The following is a 26,382-nucleotide window of genomic DNA, read 5'->3' as shown; positions in this document are numbered from 1 at the left end:
AAAGAGGGGATATAATGAAAAAAGAGTGGGAGAAATTAGGACTAACCGCAGGTGTGGGTTTAGCTTGTGGAATGGTGTTAGGTGGCGGATTAGCTTTAATGATAAACAAAGCTAAGACAAAGAGTGCAAGTGATGTATTAGAAGCTATCAAATTATCATTCTCAGAAGAAGGGCCAATTGAAGGGGCTTGGATTCAGATGAAAAAAGAAGAGCTGAGACGTTATGCAATTAAAACTAAAGTATATACAGGTGGTATTACTCGTCGAGAAGATGAAGTGCTCGTTCAGTATGAATTTATTGCAGATGCCTATACCGGAACTGTTATTGATATTTATAGATTAAATTAAAAAAGCTCGCCTACGCGAGCTTTTTATTTATCTTCTTTTGATGGAAAGTAAGCCTCAACACGATTGATTCTAAATCCTTTAGTTGAGAATTTTTCTTCATATTCCGTTTTGATATTACCTTCGAAGTTTGAGTTATGTAGATCTAACCAAACTTGATTGATAATCATGCCATACTGTGAAAAGCTTGCTAGAGAATATTCAAACAAACCTTGGTTATCAGTTTTAAAATGAATTTCTCCATTAGGAACTAAAATCTTTTCATAAGTTGCTAAAAATGTTTTATAAGTTAAACGACGTTTAGCATGGCGTGTTTTAGGCCAAGGGTCAGAAAAGTTTAAGTAAACCAAATCAACTTCAGCGTCATTGAAATATTCTGTTAAATCACGTCCATCAACTCTTAAAAGTTGCAAATTAGGTAATTCTTCCTCAATTAATTTTTCAAGGGCAGTAACGATAACGCTTGTTTCAATTTCAATCCCAATATAGTTAATCTCAGGATTAGCTTTAGCCATTTGATAAATAAATTGGCCTTTACCTGTTCCAACTTCGATATGAAGAGGTTGTTCTTTTCCAAAACGTTCTTGCCAACGTCCTTTCCAAATTTCAGGTTCATTTACAACGTATTGTGGGTATTCAGCAAGTTTGTCTTTAGCCCACGGCTTATTTTTAACGCGCATAAATCATTCTCCTTATTTTTTCAAATTAAAACTCTCTGACCATCTCGCATCAGAGAGCTTTTTAATAAATATATATTTCTTTTAGCAAAGCTATTTCGTGATTCATTAATTTAAAATTCTCATTTAAGTAAGCTTGCTTAATTCTTAAAAGGAAATTGATACCACAGTACCAATAAATTCGGTCCATATCATCTTTGTCTGGCTCAATGCCATAAACGAGTAACCAGTGATGCCAGTTATGGTGAGCAACATAGCGACCTAAAATAGTTCCTAAGTCACTAGCAGGATCAGCTAACATACTCGAGTCCCAGTCCACTAGATAAAGACGGCCTTCTTCTGATAGAAGCCAGTTATGATGGAGGGGATCTCCGTGACATGCTCTAGGTTCAACTGGTTCAGGTAAGTAGTTTTCTAAATAGCGGAAAACACTTTCGAGGTATTGATTGGTTCGAAGTGCTGTCGGCAAATCATCAACATAGGCACTTAGGAAGTCTAGAGCTGTTTGTTCTTCGCCTCCGACCTTTTTAAGCATACTTTTTAATGAGTCTGACTGATGTAAATGCTTCATGATTGTAATCACTTCGCGGCTGTTTCCGACAACTTCTGGAGAGAGTAAACTTCCTTCTAACCATTCTTGAGCTGTAAGGATATCGCCATTACCCGTTCGTTTGGTCCAAATTAATTTAGGAGCAATCCCTTCCCTTGATAATGCGGCTAGAAAAGGGGATGAGTTGCGTTTTATAAACACTTTTTCATCGCCAGAAATACCTAAATAAGTTTGTCCCGTTTCTCCTTTAATTGGTTGGAGAGTCCATTTTTTATCAAATTGAAAATCTGTAATCATTTCGTCTCCACCTTGTCTTTGGAATACACTTGTACCCTTCATTTTAAAACGTGAGGCTGATGTAGTCAATAGATAGTGACTAAAGGGTGAAAGAATGACTTAGAATCGTGTCATTTTTTGCAGTCGTTTAGGTAAATAAATAAAGTGAAAGACTAGTATTTCAACAATCAGAGCCAGAATAATGAGTCCAACTAATTTTTTATCTGGATAAAAAATTATGAGAGTTATTCCAATGATAACAGTTACAATACTCAGAATTTTTGTAACCAGATTTTTAAAATCTTGATTTTTCATCTGTGGAGTAAGGGGGTAGAGCTGTGTCATTGTCATATAATTAAATTGGTTAAATAACGGTATAAGTTGAAAACCAATTAAAAATAGTGATAATAGAGAAATACCTAATATGAGAGGCCACTCTTTTAATGACGCAATAATTAAAACGGCCACAACAGTGAGTCTGAAAACAAGCCCACTGTATTCTGCACCACGGATAAAGCTGCGAGCATATAAATAACGATAGGTATTAGTGTGAGTTCTAGCAATTCGTTTCAAAATGGGGTCGAATATCCGTCGACGTTTAACTTTACCTGTCATTCCTGGAACGTCTGTGAATAAATTGATAAATTGATAGATAGTCTTCATTCGTTGTTGTTCTAGCTCGACTAAACGTTGCCAATGAAGGGAAGCAGTGTGTAATTTCTTCTTTTCAACCAGTTGATCGTAAGCTGTAAGAACTAAAGCTAGGGCAAGCCCAACTAGTGGAGACACGTAGAGTGTCATAGTTAATGCTGAGAGACTTACAAAGCCCCAGATGATCAAACTACGCTTGAGTTGGCTAACATCAATTTGAAACGCATGTTGCAGCAAACGCATCATATGACTTGTTTTAAGCAACCAAAGAATAAGACAATATAGAATAAAATCAACTACGGTTGAACGGTTAACTGCAATTAACAAAGGCATTAAAACCCCTGTAGTAAGGAGAAGACTAGTAAATGGAAGCACTAAAGAATGCTTAAATGCTTGTTTTAGGTAGTCATGAAGTTGCTTTTCCTTAGGTAATAAAAATAATTGATCAGCTTCCTTTATAAGTGTTGCAAATTTTCCAGACAGTAAGACTAAAAACCAAATTAAGATAACAAAAGGTTTACCAATAAAAAAGTTGGGACTGAGTGTTTTGACAAAATCAGCATAGTAAAAGCCAAAACCACCAATTAAAAAGGTAGAAACTAATACAATGTGATCATTAAAAACATATTTTAAATAACGCATTAATTTAGTTTGGTGTTTGCTTAAACGGTCACGATAAAACTCTCTCATTAGTTCGCTCCTTCTTCTTGTGTTAGAGCAAGATAGATATCATCTAATGAAGAATCAGGAAGGTTAAACTCAGCACGTAATTCTTCGATTGTTCCTTGAGCACGAACTTTACCTTCATGTAAAACAACAAAACGATCACAGTATCTTTCAGCGGTAGCTAGAATGTGGGTGGACATTAAAATAGCAGCCCCTTGTTTTTTCATATCAGCCATTAATTCTAATAAAGCGTGAATCGCAAGTGGGTCTAAACCTAAGAAGGGTTCATCAATAATGTAAAGACTTGGTTCAATTAAAAAGGCACAAAGAACCATTACTTTTTGCTTCATTCCTTTTGAGAAGTGAGCTGGGAACCAGTCTAGACGTGAATCGAGTCTAAATGTTTTAAGAAGACTGTCAGCACGGTCCATTGCTACTTCTACAGGAATGTCATAAGCCATAGCTGTGATTTCAATATGCTCTCTTAATGTTAACTCATCATACAAGACAGGTGTTTCAGGGATATAACCTAATTTTTTGCGGTAAGTTTCAGGATTGGTCTGAATTGTTTCATCGTCGATAGAGATACGACCTTTTGTCGGTGTCAATAAACCGATGATTGATTTGATAGTAGTACTTTTTCCTGCACCATTTAAACCAATTAACCCAACCATTTCACCGTTTTTAACATCAAATGATACATCTTTTAGAACAGGAATATGGCCATAACCACCTGTAATTTTTTCTAGTTGTAAACTCATGATTATTCCTCCGATAATTTATTAGATTTATTATAACATAAGGTGATTTAAGCTGGTGAGTAAGCTTTGACAATCCGGACTTTTTTAGCGTATGATTAGAACAAAAGCGGTAAAGGAGATTTAAGATGGAAAACTGTATTTTTTGTAAGATTATAGAGGGAGATATTCCAAGTTATAAAGTATATGAAGATGAGCATGTTTACGCCTTTTTAGATATTACCCAAGTGACAAAAGGACATACCTTAGTTATTCCTAAAAAACATTTAAAAGATTTATTTGATTATAATGATGAAGACGCAGCACAAGTATTCGCTCGCTTGCCTAAAATAGCTAAAGCCTTAGAGAGAGCTTTTCCAGAGATGGAAGGTTTAAATATGGTCAATAATAATAAGGAATTAGCTTATCAAACGGTCTTTCACTCGCATATCCACTTGATTCCAAGATATTCTAAAGAAGATCAATTTAGTTTGTCATTTGGCAATGTTGAAAATACAAGAACCCCTGAAGAGATGACAGCTATTGCAGAAGCGATTGCAAAGAAGGTGAACTAGTATGTTTAAGAAGTTTGCAAAAGGGTTAGTAGTGGGATCAGTTGTTGGTGGCGGATTAGGCTTATTATTTGCTCCTAAAAAAGGAAAAGAGACACGTCAAGGTGTGATTGATAGCGTAGAGGATGCTACAACTACGACAACAGATTTAACTAAAAGTATCAAACGTTTCAACGAGTCGTTAGTCACACTTAAGAAAACGGCAGCTGAAGTTATTCCTACTTTTACTGAGGATATGACAGAAACAGTTGAGGACTTTAAATTTCAGGCAGAGCCAAGAATAAAAGAAATAACAAAACAAGTTGAAAAAATTCAAAATACTGTAGATAAAAAAACTAATGTCAAATAAGAAGTTTTTTAGATTTTTTCTTGAAATTACAAATAAGAAATAATAGATAGGTTTGTTTCTTGAAGCTAGTATGGTATAGTTATTTAGGAATTATTTCAAATAATTAATATAAAATATGAATGGAAGTGTAACTTAATGAAAAGTAAAAAAATAGCGTTAGCTTTAGTTGGTATGTGTGCGGCTTTCACATTAGCAGCTTGCTCGGGTGGGAAAGAATTAGTCACTATGAAAGGCGACAAAATCACGTTAGAAGAGTTCTTCGATGAAATTAAAACAGATCAACAAGTACAAGGTAAATTACAAAATGCGATTGTCTTTAAACTTGCTGAAAATGCATATGGCGATAAAGTAAACAAAAAAGAAGTTCAAGATATGTTTGACGAACAGAAAAAGAATTTAGGAGATTCTTTCCTACAACAGTTACAAGCATCAGGCTTTACTGAAGCAACATATAAAGAAGCGATTGCTCAAAACTTAGCTTTCAAAAAAATGCAAGAGTCACATGTTAAATTAACAGATAAAGACTTAAAAGAAACTTGGAAAACATTCCATCCAGAAGTTGAAGTTCAATTATTTGGAACAAGTGATGAAGAAAAAGCTAAAGAAGCCTTAAAAGATATTAAAGGCGGAAAAGACTTTGGTAAAATCGCTCGTGAAAAATCAGAAGATATTTCAAGCAAAGATAAAGGTGTTGTAAAATTTGATTCAAGCAGCATGGCTGTACCGAATGAAATTAAAGAAGATATCTACAAATTAAAAGATGGCGAAGTTTCAGAAGTATTAAGTGCTCAACAAATGGGTCAACAAGGTCCAATTACAACATATTACGTTGTGAAAATGGTTAAAAACAAAGAAAAAGGCAATGATATGAAGCCTTTCAAAAAAGAATTAAAACAAATCGCTACAGATGCTAAATTAGCAGATGCAACATTTGTTCAAAAAGTTATTGGCGAAGAAATGAAAAAAGCAAATGTTAAAATGAAAGATAAGAGCTTAGATGGTATTATCGCAAGCTTTATCACTGAACCAGAAAAACCAGTTAAAACAGATAAAAAAGCTGATGACAAAAAGTCAGACAAAAAAGATGACAAAAAAGAAGAGAAAAAAGACGACAAGAAATAGTTAGTGGAGACAAGCTGAAACTTAGTTTCGGCTTGTTTTTTTAAGAATGAATGATATTGTTTGAGGTTTTAACAAATATCTTGTAAAATGAATATGAATACTAGAGGAAAGAGGTGGAGATGAATGTCTTTTACAGATGAAACAGTCCAATTCAATGTGGATGAATTCGCAAAACAAACCGTAGGTGCAACTCTTAAAACGGTCTATCAAGCATTAGAAGAAAAAGGTTACAACCCAATTAATCAAATTGTGGGGTACTTATTATCAGGAGATCCAGCGTACATTCCGCGTTATAAGGATGCACGTAATTTAATTCGTCGCCATGAACGTGATGAGATTATGGAAGAATTAGTTCGTAATTACTTAACTAATAGTGGGTTAGACGTTAAATAATGAGAGCAATGGGATTAGATGTTGGTTCAAAAACAGTTGGTGTTGCAATTAGTGACCCACTAGGTTGGACAGCACAAGGAATTGAAATTATTAGAATTAATGAAGCTGAAGGCAATTTTGGTTATGAGCGTGTTCAAGAATTAGCAAAAGAATACCAAGTGAAACACTTGGTAGTTGGCTTGCCTAAAAATATGAATAACTCGATTGGACCTAGAGCAGAAGCCTCAATGGCATACGGAAAAGCAATTGAAGAATTGTGTCAGTTGCCAGTTACTTATCAAGATGAGCGTTTGACGACAGTTGAAGCAGAGCGTATGCTAGTAGAGCAAGGCAATGTTTCACGAGGTAAACGTAAAAAAGTGATTGATAAAGTAGCAGCAGTAATGATTTTACAAAATTATTTAGATAAACAGTCTAATTAAAATTTTAACTATATGAAAAGAGGCTATTAACATGACAGAAGAACACACACATGATCATGAACATGATTTTATTACATTAGTAGATGACGAAGGAAATGAAGCGTTATTCGAAATCTTGCTTACAATTGATGGCGAAGATGAATTTGCTAACAAACAATATGTATTATTATTCCCTGCTGGTGTAGAAGAAGACGACGAGCAAGTAGATGTTGAGTTATTAGCTTACCAATACATCGAAGGTGAAGATGGTACTGAAGGCGAACTTAAAAATATCGAAACAGATGCAGAGTGGGATATGATTGAAGAAGTATTCAACGCATTTGCTGAAGAAGAAGAACAAGCTTAAGCTTATTTGTAAGACCTCAAGTCTACTGACTTGAGGTCTTTTTCTATGGCAAATGAAAGTCGAGCATATGTTATAATAATAGACAAGAAAATCCTTAAATGAGTTTAAAAATAAGGAGAATAGGAGTGACAACAAATGAAATTTTTACATACAGCTGATTGGCACATTGGTAAAAAAATAAATGGGTTTGATTTGCTTGATGAGCAGTATCATGCTTTCAAAAAAATAGTAGAGATTGCCAAAGAAGAAGCGGTTGACGGGATTATTATTGCGGGAGATTTATATGATAGTGCGATCCCTTCGGTTGCTGCAGTGAAGGCCTTCGATGAGATGCTAATGACACTTAATATAGATGAGGAATTTCCTATATATGCAATTAGTGGAAATCATGATGGTGCCAACCGTTTGAATTTCGGTAACAGTTGGTTAGCTAAAAATGAATTGTATCTGCATACTAAACTATCAGAAGCCTTTACACCAATTGAAACTGAAGATACTCAGATTTTCTTATTACCTTTTTTTGATCCAATTGATGCTCGTATTTATTATGGTGATAAAGACAGCGTAGAGATGCGTTCTATCAATGAAGCTATGGCACGCATAGTCGAAGATATGGAGAAATTATTTAATCCAGCTAAGAAACAGATATTAGTAACTCATTTCCATGTGATTGGTCAAAAAAATCAAGAGTATGAATTGACAAGTGAAACAACCTCTACAGTTGGTGGTTTACGAGCAGTGAGTGGACAGTTGTTTGAGAATTTTGACTATGTGGCATTAGGGCATCTTCATTTATGGCAAGCAAGCCCGGATGAAATGATTCGTTACAGCGGGTCACCAATTAAATTTAATACAAAAGAAGCCAAAAATAAAAAAGGGGTTTACATTGTAGATCTAGATAATAAGGAAGAGCCAACTCGATTTATTGAGATTCCACCACACAAAGATTTAATAGTATTAAAAGGGACCTATGAAGAATTGATAGCTCCAGAATTTTATGAAAAGCAACCAGAGAAAGGGACAGCCTTTTTCAGTATTAAGTTGACAACTCGTCCAACTGAAAAAAATGTTCGCCAAGTCTTAAACTCAATTTATGGTGATATTTTAGAGTTACAGTATCATTTAGAATCTGTAGAAGGAAATTGGTCAGTTGACGCATTAAAAGAGCGCACCGTTATGAATGAAACAGAATTGATTGAGAGTTTTTATCAAGAAACAATGAGAGAAGAAGGGTTAACAGCTCGTCAAATGAAATGGGTGGAAGAGGTATTCACTGATATTAGAAAAGGGGAGGAAAAGTAATGAGACCTTTAAAATTAGAAATGAATTATTTTGGACCACACCGTGATGCGGTAATTGATTTTACTACTTTTACTGAGGGTGACAGTTCTCTTTTCTTAATTAGTGGAGATACAGGTGCAGGAAAGACAACCATTTTTGATGGCATGACTTATGCATTATTTGGCACAGGGACAAGTAGCCGTGAACCGGAAGCCATGCGTAGTGACTTTGCAACAGGTAAAGAAGAAACAAGTGTGAGTTTTACATTTGAGCACAATGGTAAAATTTACCGAGTGATGCGTAAACCAAAACAATGGTTGGAGACGCGTAAAAAGAACAGTGATAAATTGGTTGAAAGTAAAGGCGAGGTCAGTTTTAGTGAATTAGATAGTAGTACTGGTACGGAGATTGGTGAAGGATATAGTAAAAAAACAGAAGTTAACCGTGTCATCAACGAGTTACTTGGGTTGACACCAGAACAATTCAGACAAATTATTTTGTTACCACAAAATGATTTCAGAAAATTCTTGTCGGCTAAAAGCGACAGTAAAGAAGAAATTTTACGTAATTTATTTGGGACCGAACTATATGCCACATTTACAAACCAGTTGAAAGAGCGTCAAAGTCATTCAAAAAAAGAACGCGAAAATGTTGAAAAGAAACTGACAGGTCTATTAGATAATATTGCATGGGGTGAAGACTATGCAAGTAAGTTAGAAGAATGCCGTACGCAACTTGAACAAATTAATCTTTTGGATGAGAAGATAAAAGAAACTGAAATTCAGTTAGATCAGTCTCGTACAAGGTTTACAGAAGTAAAAAAAAGACAAGTCACTTTATCAGAACGTTACCAACAGGCAGAGTTAATAAAAGCTCAAGAAGAAGAATTATGTCAGTTGAAAGATAAGTTAACACGATTGAAGACGGAACAACCTGTTATCGAATCAGAACGTGAAAAATTAGAACAGCTTACTTTTGCACAAGGCATGCAAGAAACTGTTCAGCGAATAGAAGAGAATGGTGTTCGATTAGAAAAAATCAAAAAAGCTGTATCTGAAAAACGAGTGGTTGAAGGACAGTTGCAAGAAAAAAATGGATTATTAACAACCCAAGAAAAAGAACTTGCAACTCAAGAGATAACTAAAAGCAACTGGGAAAAAGAATTAGAAGAGTTAAAAATGAAATTAAAACCTGCAGCTCTTCAGAAAGTAGAATTAACGAATGACGTAACGAATACAACTCAAAAGTCTGCAGAAGTTAAAGATGCTATAGGGAAGTTGGAAGCAAGTTTAACTCACTATCACGATGAAGAAAAAGAGTTAAAAGACAAGCAACTAAACTTAGAAGGATGCCAAGAAAAACTTGTTGTACTGAAAGAACAGGAATTAAAATGGCATGAGGTCAACCAGTTGTTAGTCCAATTAGCTCAAGTTGACGATGAGAGTAAGGCATTAGAAAGTGAAATAAACTTACTTAAATCAGATAAAGAGCAAGCCGGCATTCGTCAAGATAAAGCTAACCAACTATTAAAAGAAAGACAATCTAAGCGCCAAGAGTTGATGATAGCGCAACTTCGCCATGAATTACATGAAGGAGAAGCTTGTTTAGTATGTGGTGCAACTGAACATCCTAATTTAGATAAAAAGGTTACGGAGTTGTCGGATGCAGACTTGAAACAAGCCTTTTTAGAACTTGAAATTGCTCAAGATGACGCTGGAAAGAAAGCGACAGAACTAACGTTATTGGAAACAAAAACATCAGAAAAAATAGCACAATTAGAAGAACTATCAGAAATGTATGCACAGAACATAACTAAATTAAATCAACGTTATGAACAGTTCAAAGAGGTATGGAATAGTCAGTTTAAAGAAGACATATTACCAGAACAAGCAAATGCTGAAAAAGTAAAAGCAATCTTCGAGACAGTGAGAATGAACTTAGAAAAAGATAGACTAGAGCATACAACTATTTCCAAGCGTTTAGATGAGTTGACGCTTAGTATTTCGAAAGTATCAACAGACCTGTCAACACTGAAAGGCGAGAAGAAAGGTATTGATGAAAAACAAGAAGAGCTTTCAACTAAGTTAACCACGCTTACAAAAGAATACCCATCACTACAGAGCTTAGAAGTGATTGAATCAAGAGAAAAAGAACTTGTGACGTTTATTGACAACTATAATCAATCAGTTGAAGAGTTAAAGGTAAAAAAACAAGCGGTATTAACAGAGTTGGCGAATATTTCAGGTGAATTAACATCGTTAGATATACAGTATAAGGAGTGCGAACTTGTAATTGAATCGGATGCTAATACGCTAGAAGAACAGCTTCAACAAAACAAGTTTAAATTAAATCGTGAGCAGCTATTAGAATTGATTCAAGCGCTTAAGCGAGGGGCGTTGACAGAATGTTCATCTCGTATTACTAAATATCAAACAGAATACGATGAAACATTGTCTCGAATAGAGGTGTTGGAAAAAGCGAAAGTTAACCGTGAATCCATTGATTTAGAAGTATTGACAGCACAAAAAGCAGAAGTAGATGCACAAGTTGAACAGTTGCTTAAAGAGACATCGAACTTAGAAACAGCGGTGTCAACGCTAAAAGGGAACCAAGAGAGACTGAATACTTTAATGAAACAATACGCTACTAAAGCAGAAGAGTATCAGGAATTAGATGAATTGGTATTAGCTGTGACGGGGAAAAATAAATTGAACCTGACGTTAGAACGTTATGTCCTACAATCGTTCCTAATGGAAGTACTACACTATGCAAATGACCATTACATTGGTCAACTGACAAATGGGCGTTACCAGTTCCAATTGAAACGAGAAAAAGCGAGTTTTGCTAACCGTACTGGTTTAGAGATTGATGTCTTTGATCAAGATACTAATGAAGCGCGTTCAACGGATACCTTGTCAGGTGGGGAGAGTTTTATTGCTGCATTGTCAATTGCGTTGTCACTAGCAGAAGTCGTTCAAGCTAAGTCTGGTGGGGTTAAAATCGATGCGTTATTTATTGATGAAGGATTTGGGTCACTTGACCAGGAAACTTTAGAAAAATCGATGACAGCATTAGAAGAAATTGGAAATACAGGACGAATGGTTGGTGTAATCTCTCACGTAACTGAAATGAAAACGCGTATACCACAACAGCTTCTTATCCAAAAAGAAGGAAACGGCCGTAGTCGTGTAACAACTAAATTAGCTTAATAGGTTTCCTGATGAGAGTTTTGTGCTCTCGTTAGGATTCTTTTTTTATTTAGAATTAGTGTTATTTAATAATTATTATAAGCATATCGTTCGCTTTAATTAAAATTAATGGGTATACTTAGCTCTTAAATTATAATAATTATAATCTAGGAGGGCAAAGATATGTTAGAAGAAAAAGGTAAGACGTTGACAACTGCTCAAGGTGCACCTGTAGGAGATAATCAAAATTCATTATCGGCTGGAGATTTAGGCCCTGTTTTAATACAAGATGTTCATTTGTTAGAAAAATTAGCTCATTTTAATCGTGAACGTGTACCCGAACGTGTTGTTCATGCGAAAGGTTTTGGAGCGCATGGATATTTCAAGGTAACCCATGATGTGTCTATGTATACAAAAGCTGATTTCTTATCAGAAGTAGGCAAAGAAACACCCATGTTTGCTCGTTTTTCAACAGTAGCGGGTGAAGCTGGTTCATCTGATACATTAAGAGATCCTCGTGGCTTTGCTTTAAAATTTTATACAGACGAAGGTAATTTTGACATGGTGGGGAATAATACGCCTGTTTTCTTCATTCGAGATGCTATAAAATTTCCTGATTTTATACATACACAAAAGCGTGACCCTAAAACACATCGCAAAAATGCGGATGCTGTTTGGGATTTTTGGTCACTTTCTCCTGAGTCGCTTCACCAAGTAACAGTGTTAATGAGTGACCGTGGTATTCCTGCAACTTTCCGTAATATGCACGGTTATGGTAGCCACACTTATATGTGGACGAACGAGAATAATGAGCAATTTTGGATTAAGTATCATTTCAGAACAAATCAAGGGATAAAAAATTTAGGGGCTGAATTAGCTGAAAAATTAGCAGGTGAAAATCCTGATTGTCATGGACAAGACCTATACAATGCTATTGAAGCAGGTGATTTCCCATCATGGACGCTGTCAGTTCAGGTTATTCCTTTTGAAGAGGGACTAAATTATAAGACCAATATCTTTGATGTGACACGTACAGTATCTCAAAAAGATTATCCGCTAATTGAGGTTGGACAAATGGTTCTGAACCGTAATCCTGAAAATTATTTTGCGGAAGTTGAACAAGCAACATTTTCACCAGGTAATTTTGTACCAGGTATCCAAGCTTCACCGGATAAACTATTACAAGGTCGTTTATTTGGGTATGGTGACGCCCATCGTCACCGTGTAGGGACAAATAGTGCTATTCTACCAATTAATAGTCCTAAATCAGGAGCAAATACCTATCAACGAGATGGTGCAATGCGTTCAGACGCTAATGGTGGATCAAGTGTTTATTATGAACCAAATAGTTTCAATGGACCGAAAGAAGAACCTGCGGCTAAGCAAGTTGGACATGATGTTACTGGGCAGATTGGTAACTATTCATATGATGATGATTTTTACAGTCAACCAGGTGATTTATACCGCCTACTACCAGCTGAAGAGCAACAAAATTTAGTAGATAATATCATCGCGAATATGTCAGGTGTGACTCAAGAGGCAATTAAAATTTGTCAGTTGGAACATTTTTACAAAGCTGACCCAAGCTATGGCGAACGAATTGCTAAAGGGTTAGGAATCGATATAGAAAAAATAAAAGACTAATTACTAAAGGACAGAACTTGAAAAAGTACTGTCTTTTTTTATTCAAAATGATAATTAAGTGCTTTTTCTATGGAAGTTGTTTAAAATAGAGATGAGCTACAAGTGATAATATATTGACCGAAAGGAATGATTTTATGACAGAAAAGTACGTGCCTGAAATAACAACAGCATTACGTCAAGATATTGTAAAAGTTCCTAAAGTGATTCAAGAAGCAAGTGGTATTCTTATTTTTGGTAAAAAAATAAGATCGATTATTTTCACAACAGATATTGCGATTATTCGTAATACCGACGCAGATGCAGTAATTGCGGTTTACCCGTTTACACCACACCCAGCTATTACTAAAAGTATTATTGAGTCAGCTGACATTCCTGTTTTTTCTGGTGTAGGGGGAGGACTAACGCAAGGTGAACGCTCAGCTTATATGAGTATGTTTGCAGAGTCCCAAGGTTCAATTGGCGTAGTTTTAAATGCGCCAACACCTGTTGAAACAGTTGAGATGGTAACGAATGTAGTTGATATTCCAGTTGTCAGTACGGTAACATCTATTCATACACAAATTGATGACAAACTTTTAGCCGGCATTAAGATGATTAATATTAGTGCAGGGAAAGATACAGCGAATACAGTTCATTATTTTAGAAAAAAATATCCAGGCTTACCAATTATAGCAACAGGTGGTCCGACTGAGGAAAGTATAAAAGAAACAATTGAGGCAGGGGCGAATGCTATCACCTTTACGCCGCCGTCTAATGGTGAGTTATTTAGCCGTAAAATGGAAAAATATCGTGAAGAAGAGCAAAAAAAGTAGAAAAGACCTATACCACTTGAGTTCGTGAAATGAATGAGGTATAATTAAAATCGTTAAATAATTAAATATAACTCTTTAGAGAGATAGAGGAGCAACATTCACAAGTATTGTAGTCGAGGATTAACGAGTCTGTTAACACTACAAAAAAAGGACTGTTGCCGAAGAGAAAATCTGTCGTTAAGGTTTTTATCTGGGCATACATTGAACAAGTGTATGACTGTCACGATTGTGTGGGGCGCTATCAGATAAAAGTGTGAATTATATAATTATATGCCACTCTTTATGTCCGATAGTATCGACATAAGGAGTGGTTTATTTATTTGATAATAACGAAGAATGTAGGAGAAGTTATGTCACAAGAAAACAATGAAATGAAAAGAAGTTTAGAAACACGTCACCTGTCCATGATCGCCATCGGCGGATCAATCGGTACAGGCTTATTCTTAGCTAGTGGATCAGCAATATCACAAGCAGGACCAGGAGGAGCGCTAGTTGCCTATGCTTTAATGGGAGCGATGGTATTCTTCTTAATGACTTCACTTGGTGAGATGGCAACCTATATGCCAGTATCTGGTTCATTTAGTACATATGCCACAAAATTTGTAGATCCAGCTTTTGGTTTTGCACTAGGTTGGAACTATTGGTTTAATTGGGCCATTACATTAGCAGTAGAAATTAATACAGCAGCTATTATTATGGAATACTGGTTACCAGATGTTCCGAGTTGGATGTTTAGTGTCTTTTTCTTAGCTGTTATTTTTACAATTAATGCCACATCAGGTAAATCCTTTGGAGAATCAGAATATTGGTTATCTATGATAAAAGTGATTACTGTTTTAGTCTTTATTGTAGTGGGACTATTAACTATTTTTGGAATTATGGGTGGACAAGGTCCAGTTGGATTCGAAAACTTTACAGTAGGTGAAGCGCCGTTTGTAGGTGGTATCCCAGCTTTACTAGGTGTGTTCGTTGTTGCAGGATTTTCTTTCCAAGGAACTGAATTAATTGGGATTACAGCAGGAGAGTCTGCTAATCCAGAAGAATCAATTCCTAAAGCAATTAAACAAGTATTCTGGCGTATTATTTTATTCTATATCGTTTCAATCTTTATTATTGCAATGTTAATACCTTATACATCACCAAACTTATTGGGTGGCGATGTTAGTGATGTGTCAACAAGTCCATTTACGCTTGTGTTTGAACGTGCAGGACTTGCTACAGCAGCCAGTGTTTTAAATGCTGTTATTCTTACGGCTGTTTTATCAGCGGGGAATTCAGGCTTATATGCGTCATCAAGAATGTTGCATTCTATGGCTCATAGTGGTCAAGCCCCTAAAGTATTCGGCAAAGTAAATAAACGTGGTGTACCAATCAATGCTGTTATTTTAACAACATTAGTAGGAGCTTTAGCCTTCCTAAGTTCAATCTTTGGAGATGGGTTCTATAATTTACTGTTAGCTGCATCAGGTTTAACAGGATTTATCGCATGGTTAGGGATAGCGATTAGTCACTTTAGATTCAGACGTGCTTTCAAAGCGCAAAATCATGACCTTTCAGAATTGAAATATAAAGCAAGATGGTTCCCATTCGGTCCAATCTTAGCTGTTATCCTATGTGTCTTAGTTATCGTAGGACAAGATATTCAAGCCTTCAAAGACTTTGATTTGAAAGCAATTTTAGTAACGTATATGAGTATTCCATTAGTTTTAGTTTTATATGTTTATTACAAAGTAAAACATAAAACGAAATTAATTCCATTAGAAGAAATTAAATTAAAATAAAGATTAAATAAGCTATAATATCCGTATTTGTCGGATTTTATAGCTTATTTTTTATTTAATAAACAAATGTACGTTAATTAGTAAAAAAAGAACAAAAAACGTTATGATGTTGAATAAAAGTGTGTCATAGTGTATCATTTTAGTTATACTACTAGTTTATATTAATTATAATTTAGTTAAAGGAAGGGAGGTAAAGAGAGGATGAGGGGAAAAAATAAGCGAAGGTTTATTCTTTGGATTAAGTTCTTAATCGTACTTTTCTCTGTTACTGTAAACATGTCTTTTAGTGAGGTGGTTAATGGTGATGAAATTGATAACAAACCATCAGAAGAGAAAAACATAGACCTTTTAAGTAGAGATTTATCGAATGAACCAATCTACTATGAAGTTTTAATAAATGATAAATCAATTCAATTAACTGATAACGAATATGAGTTATTGTTACCCGTTCTTGACGACTTTATTAGTGTTGAAGAGATTCAAGAGTATTTGGTAAAGACAAAATCACTTGATAATAATCAAGTTATAAATGCACTAGCAAGTAGGGCGTCTTTTACGTCAAGTGGTTACTTTAACTGGAATAACTGGCAAAATAACACTCCAGTAAGGATTACTAGTGTTGCTGATAATAATTTTTTTCCTAAAAAAATTTCTGGGACTAGATGGGAGATTAATGTTTCAACAATTACATATGTTGATGAGGTGAGGGATACAGTACCCATTATTGCTATTAAGAGACACGGAATTCATGTAGCGAACGCTACATCAATCTCAAATCCTCAATGGAATCTTAAATTTAATAAAGGAATAAATAAAGGTTACTATGATCTAAGTCGAAAAAAACCAGCACCTTTGGGTAATAGCCAAGGAGAGGCTGAGTATGAAGTGACACCCGTAAATAATATAAATAGACGTATGATTAACATGTACTTATTCAATAAGGAGAATATAAATTTTCAACCGAATGAGGCATCTGAAATTTCTGTAAAATCAACTGTTAGGTATAATACTCCCGCCTTAAATGGCATTAATAATAAACAAGGACAACCAGTATACTTGGTTAATTATGGCGTTCATCATCCGCAGGTAGTGAAAACAGTTCATGTTGATAAAACGACTGGTAAAGTTATACAAGGCGTTCGTGATTTCGGGCGTAAGGGATTTATGCATGATCCAATCAGAGTATCTAAACTTAATTTTTCTGGGTATAATTACGATTCATTTGAATTTTATGTTGATGGTCTACCAGATCATTCCTCATCTGCTGAATATTGGTCAGGAAATTTGTTTGCTAAAAAACAAGGAATCGTCTTTTTTTACACCCCAAAACCTAAGCGATATACGGTACAGTTTCAAACTAATGGAGGAAGTAAGATAGCCAATCAAACGATTGAACATGGTAACAGGTCAAGGAAACCATCAAATCCAACATACACAGGTAAAAATTTTGAAGGTTGGTATGCAGATAGCGGATTAAAAACACCGTTTAATTTCAATCAAGGTATCACTAAAAATACAACAGTGTATGCCAAGTGGAGTCCTAAAAAATACAATGTTAAATTTGAAACAAATGGTGGAACTAATGTAGGAAGTCAGACAGTTGAACATGGTAAAACATCCAGAAAACCATCAAATCCAACCTATACAGGTAAGAATTTTGAGGGTTGGTATGCAGATAGTGGACTAAAAACACGGTTTAATTTTAATCAAGGCATTACTAAAAATACAACAGTATATGCCAAGTGGAGCCCTAAAAAATACAATGTTAAATTTGAAACAAATGGCGGAACTAATGTAGGAAGTCAGACAGTTGAACATGGTAAAACATCCAGAAAACCATCAAATCCAACCTATACAGGTAAGAATTTTGAGGGTTGGTATGCAGATAGCGGACTAAAAACACCATTTAATTTTAATCAAGGTATTACAAAAGATACCACGGTATACGCGAAGTGGAGCGATAAAAAATATACGGTTCGATTTGAAACAAATGGTGGGGATAAAATAGAAAGTCAGACAGTTCAACATGGTAAAACGTCAACGGAACCTGTTCCCCCAACTTATGGTGATAAAGGATTTGAGGGTTGGTATGCAGATAGCAAGTTTGAAACAGTATTTGATTTTACTAAGCCAATTACTAAAGATACTGTCGTTTATGCAAAATGGCGTATACAAAAATATAAAGTTCAATTTGACACGAATGGTGGAAGTAAGGTCGATTCTCAAAGTGTAGAAGAAGGTAAGAAATCTACTAAACCAACAGATCCAACTTATCCTGCTAAGGAATTTAAAGGTTGGTATAAAACTAATGAGTTTATTGAGGAGTTTGATTTTGATCAACCCATAACAGAGGATATAACACTCTACGCGAAATGGAGAAGTAAAATTCTTGATCCTAAAGACGGAAAGACACCCGTTACACCGGTTGAAGGTGACAAGGAGAAACCTCAAAATAATACGTCAAAAGAATTAAGGATTCAGTACGTATCAGATTTTGATTTCGGCAAAGTTAAAAATAGTAGTTTAGCCTCACAAGAGTTATCTGACGGTGATAGTGTACTAACTGATCAAAATGAAAAGAAAGAAGTTCCCTCCTTCATTTCGATTATAGATGATCGTCCTAAAAATAAAGGTTCATGGTCGTTGTATTCTAAAGCTACCTCCTTTGTAAGTCAGACAGGACATGAAATGATGGGTGCAGAACTTATTCTTAAGGATTTGAATTATGCCAAAGAGATATCTAAAACACCATCGATAGAGGGAAACTCTATTAACTTATCCACTTCTGATTCACAATTGATTACGAAAAGTTCGAATGAAACAAGTAATGGCTCGTGGTCATTGGCATTTGGCAGTTTAAATTCAAAAAATAAATCTACGGGAGCTGTTTTAAGTATCCCTAGAAATACTATCAAAGCGAATACGGATTACCACTCAGTAATTGAATGGACATTAGTACCAGAAATCTAAGAGGAGTGAGTATATGAAAAAAATAATAATGGGGTTAACCCTAGTCGTTTTATCTTTTTCGGCGAACACTATCTCACTTGCTCAAGAATATGATGGTGCAGATAGGGCTAGAGGAAATGCTAGTATATCAATTATTGAGTCGAATGATAAAGATAAACCAACTTCTTATGATGGCAGTAGTTATCATGAACCATCTATAGAAAATGAAAGTAAAGGGAACAAAAGTCAACGATTGCCTAAAACGAACGATGTCAAAAATACAACATATGTATTTTTAGGAAGTATAGTCCTCGTCGTTTGTTGTTATATATTAGGAAAAAAACATTTGAAAAAGGAGAAGATTTAAATGAAAAAGAATATTATATTAGGGACAGTATTGGTGTCATCGATGGTATTAGGTTTAACAGCAGGTGCAGCTGAGTATCCAGATAGTACTCATGCGAATTCAAATGGTAAAGTGAAGTTTATTGAAGGGGATCCTGAAATTGTAGATCCAGGAAATCCGGATAAACCAGTTACACCAGAAAAACCAGTAAACCCAAATAAAGGCGATTTAATGATTCAATACGTGTCAGATTTTGATTTTGGTGTTCATAAAAAAACGGTAAATGGTGTCACAGCTAATTCAGTAGCAGATTTAGTAACTTATAACGATGTGAAAGATGGAACAAAAGAAGAAGTAGTACCATTTGTTTCAACATTAGATACTCGAACAGATCGTGAAGGCGGATGGAACTTAAGAGTGTCAGCAACTGAATTTGAAGGAAAAACAGAGAGTAAAAAGGATGTTAAGCTAAAAGGTGCTGAATTAATTTTTAGTAATGTTAATTATGCTAACCCAGTAACAGAAACACCGGTAGTAGAAGAAATCGCAGCTAAAAAATTAGAAGAAGGTGGCTTGAAATTAAATAGCAATCCTCAAAAAATAGCAACAGCAGATGAATCTAAAGTGGTATCTCAGGGGATGGGAACTTATTCATTAGCTCTAGGTTCTACGCTAATAAAACAAACAGATGATAATCCAGATACAGCTAAAGCAACTTACAATGTTACAGATGGCGTGACATTTAACTTACCAAAGAATGCGTCAGTATCAGTAGCAGATTACAATGCTACAATTAACTGGGAATTAGTTCCAGGTATTTAATGACGAGATAATGTTGTATGTAGAAAGGAACGTTGCCTTTGAAAAAGAATATAATAGTTATAGTGTTGAGTATTATGTTCTTGAATACTTTGTCCTTAGTTGAAGCAACTAGTGAGAATGGTAGTAACTTTGGTGTAAGTCCAATTTACCCAAGTACTCAAGATAAAACTGTAGGTGAAAGTGGCTACTTCAAGTTATATTTGAATCCCGGCCAAAAGGAAGAACTTAAAACAGAAATTAAAAATTATAGCGATAAAGATCTAACAATTTTAATGTCCACCGATAGAGCGGTGACGGCTAATTCAGGCCTAATTTTATATGATACCTCATTAAATAAGGGGTCAAAATTAAAAATAGATGACGAGGCCGATTTTGAAAAAATGATTAGTCGTAAGGCTGAAGAAATTAAGTTAGCACCCAAAGAAACTAAAACAGTTTCTTTGATGGTTGAAACACCGAAGAAAGAGTTAAACGGTGAGGTGTTAGGCGGACTTCATTTCAAAGAAAAAAGAGTGGAAACCAAAGAAAATAAAAAGATGGTAACGAATACTTTTTCTTATAGTATCCCTATAATTATCCAAGAAGATGAAAAAGTGATAGAAAATGAGTTGTCTTTATCAACAGTTGAACCAGCGTTAAGAAATTACCATCCCTTTATAGAAGCCAGAATAGAAAATAATACACCGACTATTATAAGAAACATGAGTGTAGATGGTGAGATTTATGAGACTAAGACTGAAGAAAAACGTTACACACATAATTTACAAAAACTTCAAATGGCACCTCATTCAGCCTTTGATTTTGGTTTCGATCTTCACGATACTGAAATCAGACCGGGTGATTATGAAGCTAAATTGGCAGTTAACGCTGATGGAAAAGAGTATCAGTTTAATCAAAAATTTTCAATTTCAAAAGAAGAAGCCGCTAAAAAGAATGAATCTGCAGTTCATATCCCTGATAAAGAAGATAATACGATGAAGTACATCTTGGCGGCAATAGGTGTGTTGGTATTAATTGGGGTTGCGGTTTGGCTTTATATTCGCAAGATGAAAAAGAAGATGAGGTTAGAAATGACCTTAACGAATGATGAGTAGCATGTATTAATGTAGAAGAAAAGAGACCTTAGATTTTTAATCTAAGGTCTCTTTATTTTGTTAGTGGCGTGTTTTTTTAGTACTTATTTTTATCCAATAAAGATAAAGAACGAAAAGACCAACACTAGCAATGAAGCAAATGACACCCATGATAAAGCCATATGGTAGGAATACAAATTCAATCTCATGTTGTCCTGGTTTTAAGTCGAGTGTAATAAAAGCTTTATCTAAAGGTTTTATTTTTGTTTTCTTACCGTCGACATAGGCTTTCCAACCTTTGTCGTATGGGATAGTTGTAAACAGAACTTCGCGGCCTTCTGGAACGTTGACAGTAGCTTTAGCTTTTCGACCTTTAACTTGAAATGGTACTTGGCTAGGTTTCATTTTATTGAATGCGTCGGCATACTCTTTGTTATTTAGGAAAATGACTTTTGGTGTGAAGACATCTAAATTAGCTGTTCCAAAGAAACTAACAGTAAATTCGATTGTTTTTGCTTCATCATAGAAACCTAAATCATAATATTGTCCAGTAGCGCTCATACGAGTTTTTTGTTTATGAGTACCAACCGTAATTTCAGCAGTTCCAGATTTCAAGTCAGCAAAGTTTGTAGGTTGTAAACTAAGATAAGCTTGTTTATTAGCTGGTACGGTCAATTTGTAAGTAATATCTTTTGCTTTATTAAACTCTAATTCTTTAAAGCTTGTTATATTATCTTTCTCTTCTATTTTAGTATTAGTTGTAGATACGACTTCTGGGAAGCTGTGAGTGAATAAATTAAGCTTGTTTCCAGATAGGGTACTTAGTAAAGAGGCTTGATTATCTAAAAAGGCATTCTCTTTTGGTTTATATTTATAAAGAGAACGAGGGGCCATCATGCCTAGTGAATTAGCATAATCATTTTGGTACATTTTTAAAGTGTTATTTTTATCGAATTCTTTAAATCCAAACTTCAAGGTTTTATTCTTGCTGATGTTATAACGAATTCCTAATAACGAATCCATAACTAACGTGTTATTGTCGTAACGAATATTTTGGTTAGTACCACGAGAGCGATAGCCTAATTCATTTAAAAATGAATTGGTATTTCTATTTCGAATAGATGTAAAGGTACTGACACCACTATATCCATAGTTGATACCATCGTTTGCAGTGACAGGTTCCATAGATTCCATACGGTAAAACGAATCTTCTTCCACTTTTTTAGTTTGTTTCACAAGCGAATTAATATCCGAATAAGGCCCACTGTAAAGTACTCTTGAAGCGTAGTTCCAATCTTTACGAATCCCTTCTATCATCCAGCTTGTATTTGCAACAGCTTCACTGAGCATAGCAAGAGCAAGAATAGCCATTATAAGATGTTGACGTCGTACATTTGAATGTTTTCGTGAACTCTTAAAGAAAAAATAGAACGTGATAAGATAGATACCTAAAAATAGCAGTGTTGCAACCAATTGATAAATCGTAATATAAGTATAGGCAGTTGGTCCTTTTGTAAAGTAGAAAACTAATACAAGAGTCATTAAACCAATGATAATCCGATTATAGAGATGGCTATCCGCTTTTGTTAAATGTTCTAGTCCATAGCCAGCTAAGACAATAACCATAAAGGAGAAGGTAAATGCAAAGCGGAACAAGAACATATTGGGTGCATGAAGACCATGCCAGAATAAATTCAGAGGATTAAAATAAAAGCTAATAATAATAAAAATCATGATAGACCCGTAAGCCAATTTATTTCGACGTGGAACTTTCTTGGTAAAGAAGTAGAAAAGACATAGAATAAGTGGAACCAACCCAATATAAATAAAAGGAATAGAGCCATACTTAGTGCCGTCATAAGACCCGACCATATTTTTTGCGATTAAATCCCAAAAAGCAGTGGCTTCAGTTTTGACCCAAGCAATTTTATTTAGTTTTTCACCATTCGATCTAATATCTAGAACAGTCGGTAAAATCATAACCATTGAAGCAATCCCGGCTAAAAAAGAAGTTATCAGATAACGAGGGATACTTTTCTTATAGGTTTTCCAGTTAGTAGAGGCTCTTGCCCAGAAATATAGAAATGATAAAAGGCCGACCATAAACCCAAAGTAGAAATTAGAAACAAATAATAAGAAATAAGAAACAAATAGTAGGGTTGGATTTTTACCCTCCATAATCTTATGAATACCTAAAAAGATAAGTGGTAAGTAGATAAAGGCATCTAACCACATGATTAATTCCGATTGAGCGGTAATGAAGGACATTAGAGCATAGCAATTTGAAAAAGCGACTTTTAAGACAGGATTGAAGCGGTAAGTATGTTTGGCAAAATACCAAAATGAAAGACCGGCTAGACCTATTTTAAGTAGAGTTAAAAAGTATAAGGCATCAGGAATTGCCTCATTTTTGAAAAAGAAAACGAGAGGGGTAAAAATCCCGCTAAGGTAGTATGAAATCAAGGCGTAGTAGTTTAGGCCTAGCGATGAGTTCCATGTATAAAAAATACTCTGTTTTCCATGCAACACATTATTGAAACTAGCATGGAAGTTTGAAAATTGAGCAAAAGCATCACTAGCAAGTAAACTGCGATCACTGCCCCAATAGATCCCTTGAGTGGCGTAAACACCTGCCATCACTGCAATCGGTATTAAAAAAGCGGCTAATGGATAAAGTGTCATTTTATTTTTATAAAATATTTTTTTTGTTTTAATTTCAGTCATATATATTATCTCCTAGTGTTATTAAAAAACTTCCCTTATTACAAATATAAGTATAGCTAATTTTATCATGATTAGAAGTAAATACAAGGGTTCTTCTATTGAGAGAGCGTTTTAATTTCAAAGATAGTTTAATTTATATTTTAATGTTATTTTTTGATGAAAAAATAAAAATCTAATTCTTTTTTTTACAAGAAAGAGATGAAAAGAGATTAAAACACTGTCTTATCAAGGTTAATTTATTGTGTTTTATATAAAAATATGGCCAGTAAGGTGTTTGTCAAAAAAACTTAAAAAATCGTGATTGACTTTTAGTTTTAAAGGAATATAATGAGCTACATCAGTAATTTAATAATGTAAAAAAACATAGGGGAGTAGCTGACATATCAATGGTTAGGCGTTGTTTCAAAAGAACGAAATTGATGTGTTTTTAGATCAACAGTTAGTACGTGTAGGCGTGCTGGTCTAAGATGAAATAGCGAGACTTGTGTATTGGGTGCAAACTCAATATGCAAGTCCATTTTTATGGCAGTAATTTGGTCCTCAGGAGGAAAACAATGAAAAAAGAAAAACAAAACCATCAATTAGACAAATTCAAAATTGGTGGTGCCTTGGTGGCGATGGGGGTTGTGTATGGGGATATTGGAACAAGTCCACTATATGTAATGAAGGCCATAATCGAAGGCAATGGTGGTTTAGCTAAAGTGTCAGAGGATTTTATTATTGGAGCGGTTTCGTTGATTGTTTGGACGCTTACCCTACTGACCACTGTTAAGTATGTGATGATAGCACTCAAAGCCGATAACCACGGCGAAGGTGGGATTTTTTCATTATATACACTGGTTAGAAAATGTAGTCGTTACCTGATTATTCCTGCGATGATAGGAGGGGCGGCCCTGCTTGCAGATGGTGTGTTAACACCAGCTGTTACAATTACCACAGCTATTGAAGGGTTGAGAGGTATACCGTCGTTTTATAACGTTTTTGGAAATAATCAAAATGTTATTATAGTTATTACGATTGCTATTATCTGTGTATTATTTATGATTCAACGTTTTGGAACGGAAAAAGTAGGGAAAGCATTTGGACCGGTGATGTTAGGTTGGTTCACATTTATCGGTGGAGTTGGTGTTTATAACTTCTTAGGTAATATGTCCGTGTTAAGAGCACTTAACCCATACTATGCGATTGAGTTACTATTTAGCCCAGAAAATAAAGCCGGTTTGTTTATCTTAGGAAGTGTTTTTCTTGCAACTACAGGGGCAGAAGCTCTTTATTCAGATATGGGACATGTAGGCCGTAAAAATATTTTAGGCAGCTGGCCATATATTAAAATTTGCTTGCTGTGTAATTATTTTGGACAAGCAGCTTGGATTTTATCTATTAAAGACAGTACGTATTATCAAAGTGTGGACATGTTAAATCCATTCTTCCGTATGATGCCAGCTAGCTTATCAGTTTTTGGTGTTATTTTTGCTACTTTAGCAGCAGTAATCGCATCACAAGCCTTGATTTCAGGTTCATACACATTGGTGTCAGAAGCAGTTAAATTAAAATTATTACCACGTTTCAGAATTATTTATCCGTCTAACCATAAAGGACAGTTATATATTCCAGTTGTAAATACTATTTTATTCGTAACGTGTATTATGATTGTTTTATTATTTAAAACATCAGCTAAAATGGAAGCAGCATATGGCTTAGCGATCACTGTTACCATGTTGATGACAACAGTATTATTGTTATTCTATTTATTACAACGCAATAAAATACCAAAAATCATGTCATTCGCTATTTTCTTATTCTTTGGAGCAATTGAGACAATCTTCTTTATTTCAAGCGCGACTAAGTTTTTCCACGGTGGATTCGTAGCAGTATTTATTGCGCTTGCGATTTTATTAGTTATGGTTATCTGGGAAAAAGGTTCGATGATTCAAGAGCGACACAACGAACGTGTTTCACTTTGCGATTACACGCAACAATTAAGTGATTTAAGTCATGATGAAAGTATTCAACTTTATCAAACGAACGTAGTATTTTTAACAAATAACCTCAAAGGACACAAAATCGGTCGTGAGATTATTTACTCAATCTTAGATAAAAAACCTAAGAGAGCAAAAGTGTACTGGTTTGTAAATGTGTTCGTTACCGATGAACCATTTACGAAAGAATATCATGTAGACATGATGGGAACAGATCATATTGTAAATATTCAATTACGTTTAGGTTTCCGAGTGAACCAAGATGTGAATCTATACCTAAGACGTATTGTTCATGATTTAATGGAACAAGGGAAATTACCAAAACAGCCTCAAAAATATACAATCTATCCAGGTCGTGAAGTAGGCGATTTCTGTTTTGTTCTTATTAAAGAAGAATTATCTCGTAAATCTGATTTAACTAACTTTGAACGTATGATTATGCAAGCAAAATTAGGGATTAAATCAATCACAACGTCACCTGCCCGATGGTTTGGGTTACAATTTAGCGATGTTATTAACGAAAGTGTGCCGTTAAATATTCCAAGTTACAACCAACACTTACAGTGCGACCAACTGAATCAAGTTCAAGTTGATGACTTTTCATCTGAAGACGATGAAGACGATGACGAATTAACTGAAGTATAAAAAAAGAACTTCCTTTGATAAGGAAGTTCTTTT

Annotated in this window: 22 protein-coding genes and 1 riboswitch; of the genes, 17 read left to right on the top strand and 5 right to left on the bottom strand. The window is 34.9% G+C overall.

The window, feature by feature from the left end; all coding sequences use genetic code 11:
* Positions 1–14 precede the first annotated feature (14 nt).
* Positions 15–347, top strand: coding sequence for a PepSY domain-containing protein (locus CBF31_RS06225; RefSeq protein ID WP_126831525.1), 333 nt, complete (start codon positions 15–17; stop codon positions 345–347).
* A 23-nt stretch (positions 348–370) separates the two neighbouring features.
* Here CBF31_RS06225 and trmB read toward each other — a convergent pair whose 3' ends face one another.
* The 4 genes from trmB to CBF31_RS06205 form a co-directional block, all read right to left on the bottom strand.
* Positions 371–1,024, bottom strand: coding sequence for a tRNA (guanosine(46)-N7)-methyltransferase TrmB (gene trmB, locus CBF31_RS06220; protein ID WP_126831524.1), 654 nt, complete (start codon positions 1,022–1,024; stop codon positions 371–373).
* A gap of 61 nt (positions 1,025–1,085) precedes the next feature.
* Complete coding sequence (locus CBF31_RS06215) at positions 1,086–1,868, bottom strand: phosphotransferase family protein (protein WP_126831523.1); 783 nt, start codon at positions 1,866–1,868, stop codon at positions 1,086–1,088.
* Positions 1,869–1,967: 99 nt separating this feature from the next.
* Entirely contained in the window at positions 1,968–3,188 is a 1,221-nt protein-coding gene (locus tag CBF31_RS06210) for an ABC transporter permease (RefSeq protein ID WP_126831522.1), read from the bottom strand.
* Positions 3,188–3,925, bottom strand: a complete 738-nt coding sequence (locus tag CBF31_RS06205; protein WP_126831521.1) for an ABC transporter ATP-binding protein — start codon at positions 3,923–3,925, stop codon at positions 3,188–3,190. The genes CBF31_RS06210 and CBF31_RS06205 overlap by 1 nt, the downstream gene beginning before the upstream one ends.
* 125 nt (positions 3,926–4,050) lie before the next feature.
* Between CBF31_RS06205 and CBF31_RS06200 the strand changes: the two genes are divergently transcribed.
* From CBF31_RS06200 to CBF31_RS06130, 15 genes are all read left to right on the top strand, one after another.
* Entirely contained in the window at positions 4,051–4,476 is a 426-nt protein-coding gene (locus tag CBF31_RS06200; RefSeq protein ID WP_126831520.1) for an HIT family protein, read from the top strand.
* Position 4,477: 1 nt separating this feature from the next.
* On the top strand, positions 4,478–4,822 hold the full coding sequence (locus tag CBF31_RS06195) for a YtxH domain-containing protein (protein WP_126831519.1): 345 nt from the start codon (positions 4,478–4,480) through the stop codon (positions 4,820–4,822).
* A gap of 135 nt (positions 4,823–4,957) precedes the next feature.
* Complete coding sequence (locus CBF31_RS06190; protein ID WP_126831518.1) at positions 4,958–5,944, top strand: peptidylprolyl isomerase; 987 nt, start codon at positions 4,958–4,960, stop codon at positions 5,942–5,944.
* Positions 5,945–6,067: 123 nt separating this feature from the next.
* Entirely contained in the window at positions 6,068–6,337 is a 270-nt protein-coding gene (locus CBF31_RS06185; RefSeq protein WP_126831517.1) for an IreB family regulatory phosphoprotein, read from the top strand.
* Positions 6,337–6,759 carry a Holliday junction resolvase RuvX gene (ruvX, locus tag CBF31_RS06180; protein WP_126831516.1) on the top strand — a complete coding sequence of 141 codons (423 nt, stop codon included), beginning with the start codon at positions 6,337–6,339 and terminating at the stop codon, positions 6,757–6,759. The genes CBF31_RS06185 and ruvX overlap by 1 nt, the downstream gene beginning before the upstream one ends.
* A 31-nt stretch (positions 6,760–6,790) precedes the next feature.
* The gene (locus CBF31_RS06175) at positions 6,791–7,105 is read left to right on the top strand and encodes a DUF1292 domain-containing protein (protein ID WP_126831515.1); all 315 of its coding nucleotides are present in this window, start codon (positions 6,791–6,793) and stop codon (positions 7,103–7,105) included.
* Between the two features lie 135 nt (positions 7,106–7,240).
* The gene (locus CBF31_RS06170; protein WP_126831514.1) at positions 7,241–8,407 is read left to right on the top strand and encodes an exonuclease SbcCD subunit D; all 1,167 of its coding nucleotides are present in this window, start codon (positions 7,241–7,243) and stop codon (positions 8,405–8,407) included.
* Positions 8,407–11,595: an AAA family ATPase gene (locus tag CBF31_RS06165; protein ID WP_126831513.1), complete on the top strand. Its 3,189-nt coding sequence runs from the start codon at positions 8,407–8,409 to the stop codon at positions 11,593–11,595. Before CBF31_RS06170 ends, CBF31_RS06165 begins: the two co-directional genes overlap by 1 nt.
* Before the next feature lie 162 nt (positions 11,596–11,757).
* The gene (locus CBF31_RS06160; protein ID WP_126831512.1) at positions 11,758–13,218 is read left to right on the top strand and encodes a catalase; all 1,461 of its coding nucleotides are present in this window, start codon (positions 11,758–11,760) and stop codon (positions 13,216–13,218) included.
* 134 nt (positions 13,219–13,352) lie between these two features.
* On the top strand, positions 13,353–14,030 hold the full coding sequence (locus CBF31_RS06155; RefSeq protein WP_126831511.1) for a beta/alpha barrel domain-containing protein: 678 nt from the start codon (positions 13,353–13,355) through the stop codon (positions 14,028–14,030).
* A 76-nt stretch (positions 14,031–14,106) separates the two neighbouring features.
* A riboswitch (Lysine riboswitch) is annotated at positions 14,107–14,279 on the top strand.
* A gap of 101 nt (positions 14,280–14,380) precedes the next feature.
* A complete protein-coding gene (locus CBF31_RS06150) occupies positions 14,381–15,811 on the top strand; it encodes an amino acid permease (protein ID WP_126831510.1) in 1,431 nt (476 codons plus the stop codon).
* A gap of 201 nt (positions 15,812–16,012) precedes the next feature.
* On the top strand, positions 16,013–18,781 hold the full coding sequence (locus CBF31_RS06145; RefSeq protein ID WP_126831509.1) for an InlB B-repeat-containing protein: 2,769 nt from the start codon (positions 16,013–16,015) through the stop codon (positions 18,779–18,781).
* A gap of 13 nt (positions 18,782–18,794) precedes the next feature.
* Positions 18,795–19,127 carry an EF2685/EF0750 family sortase-dependent surface protein gene (locus tag CBF31_RS06140; RefSeq protein WP_126831508.1) on the top strand — a complete coding sequence of 111 codons (333 nt, stop codon included), beginning with the start codon at positions 18,795–18,797 and terminating at the stop codon, positions 19,125–19,127.
* Positions 19,128–19,928: a WxL domain-containing protein gene (locus tag CBF31_RS06135; protein WP_126831507.1), complete on the top strand. Its 801-nt coding sequence runs from the start codon at positions 19,128–19,130 to the stop codon at positions 19,926–19,928.
* Positions 19,929–19,966: 38 nt separating this feature from the next.
* The gene (locus tag CBF31_RS06130; RefSeq protein ID WP_170167889.1) at positions 19,967–21,022 is read left to right on the top strand and encodes a WxLIP family cell surface protein; all 1,056 of its coding nucleotides are present in this window, start codon (positions 19,967–19,969) and stop codon (positions 21,020–21,022) included.
* Positions 21,023–21,082: 60 nt separating this feature from the next.
* Here the strand turns inward: CBF31_RS06130 and CBF31_RS06125 are convergent, their stop codons facing one another.
* Entirely contained in the window at positions 21,083–23,725 is a 2,643-nt protein-coding gene (locus CBF31_RS06125; protein WP_126831505.1) for a YfhO family protein, read from the bottom strand.
* 554 nt (positions 23,726–24,279) lie between these two features.
* Here CBF31_RS06125 and CBF31_RS06120 point away from each other — a divergent pair.
* Complete coding sequence (locus CBF31_RS06120; RefSeq protein WP_126831504.1) at positions 24,280–26,349, top strand: KUP/HAK/KT family potassium transporter; 2,070 nt, start codon at positions 24,280–24,282, stop codon at positions 26,347–26,349.
* The last annotated feature ends 33 nt before the right edge of the window (positions 26,350–26,382 follow it).

Source organism: Vagococcus fessus (genome assembly GCF_003987565.1).
Lineage (GTDB): Bacteria > Bacillota > Bacilli > Lactobacillales > Vagococcaceae > Vagococcus_D > Vagococcus_D fessus.
The sequence above is the reverse complement of the archived record's forward strand: the minus strand, read 5'-3'. Positions and strand labels throughout refer to the sequence as shown.

Coding starts and splice junctions, on each gene's coding strand:
- CBF31_RS06225 (WP_126831525.1), top strand. CDS start 15: ATGAAAAAAGAGTGGGAGAAATTAGGACTAACCGCAGGTGTGGGTTTA.
- trmB (WP_126831524.1), bottom strand. CDS start 1,024: ATGCGCGTTAAAAATAAGCCGTGGGCTAAAGACAAACTTGCTGAATAC.
- CBF31_RS06215 (WP_126831523.1), bottom strand. CDS start 1,868: ATGATTACAGATTTTCAATTTGATAAAAAATGGACTCTCCAACCAATT.
- CBF31_RS06210 (WP_126831522.1), bottom strand. CDS start 3,188: ATGAGAGAGTTTTATCGTGACCGTTTAAGCAAACACCAAACTAAATTA.
- CBF31_RS06205 (WP_126831521.1), bottom strand. CDS start 3,925: ATGAGTTTACAACTAGAAAAAATTACAGGTGGTTATGGCCATATTCCT.
- CBF31_RS06200 (WP_126831520.1), top strand. CDS start 4,051: ATGGAAAACTGTATTTTTTGTAAGATTATAGAGGGAGATATTCCAAGT.
- CBF31_RS06195 (WP_126831519.1), top strand. CDS start 4,478: ATGTTTAAGAAGTTTGCAAAAGGGTTAGTAGTGGGATCAGTTGTTGGT.
- CBF31_RS06190 (WP_126831518.1), top strand. CDS start 4,958: ATGAAAAGTAAAAAAATAGCGTTAGCTTTAGTTGGTATGTGTGCGGCT.
- CBF31_RS06185 (WP_126831517.1), top strand. CDS start 6,068: ATGTCTTTTACAGATGAAACAGTCCAATTCAATGTGGATGAATTCGCA.
- ruvX (WP_126831516.1), top strand. CDS start 6,337: ATGAGAGCAATGGGATTAGATGTTGGTTCAAAAACAGTTGGTGTTGCA.
- CBF31_RS06175 (WP_126831515.1), top strand. CDS start 6,791: ATGACAGAAGAACACACACATGATCATGAACATGATTTTATTACATTA.
- CBF31_RS06170 (WP_126831514.1), top strand. CDS start 7,241: ATGAAATTTTTACATACAGCTGATTGGCACATTGGTAAAAAAATAAAT.
- CBF31_RS06165 (WP_126831513.1), top strand. CDS start 8,407: ATGAGACCTTTAAAATTAGAAATGAATTATTTTGGACCACACCGTGAT.
- CBF31_RS06160 (WP_126831512.1), top strand. CDS start 11,758: ATGTTAGAAGAAAAAGGTAAGACGTTGACAACTGCTCAAGGTGCACCT.
- CBF31_RS06155 (WP_126831511.1), top strand. CDS start 13,353: ATGACAGAAAAGTACGTGCCTGAAATAACAACAGCATTACGTCAAGAT.
- CBF31_RS06150 (WP_126831510.1), top strand. CDS start 14,381: ATGTCACAAGAAAACAATGAAATGAAAAGAAGTTTAGAAACACGTCAC.
- CBF31_RS06145 (WP_126831509.1), top strand. CDS start 16,013: ATGAGGGGAAAAAATAAGCGAAGGTTTATTCTTTGGATTAAGTTCTTA.
- CBF31_RS06140 (WP_126831508.1), top strand. CDS start 18,795: ATGAAAAAAATAATAATGGGGTTAACCCTAGTCGTTTTATCTTTTTCG.
- CBF31_RS06135 (WP_126831507.1), top strand. CDS start 19,128: ATGAAAAAGAATATTATATTAGGGACAGTATTGGTGTCATCGATGGTA.
- CBF31_RS06125 (WP_126831505.1), bottom strand. CDS start 23,725: ATGACTGAAATTAAAACAAAAAAAATATTTTATAAAAATAAAATGACA.
- CBF31_RS06120 (WP_126831504.1), top strand. CDS start 24,280: ATGAAAAAAGAAAAACAAAACCATCAATTAGACAAATTCAAAATTGGT.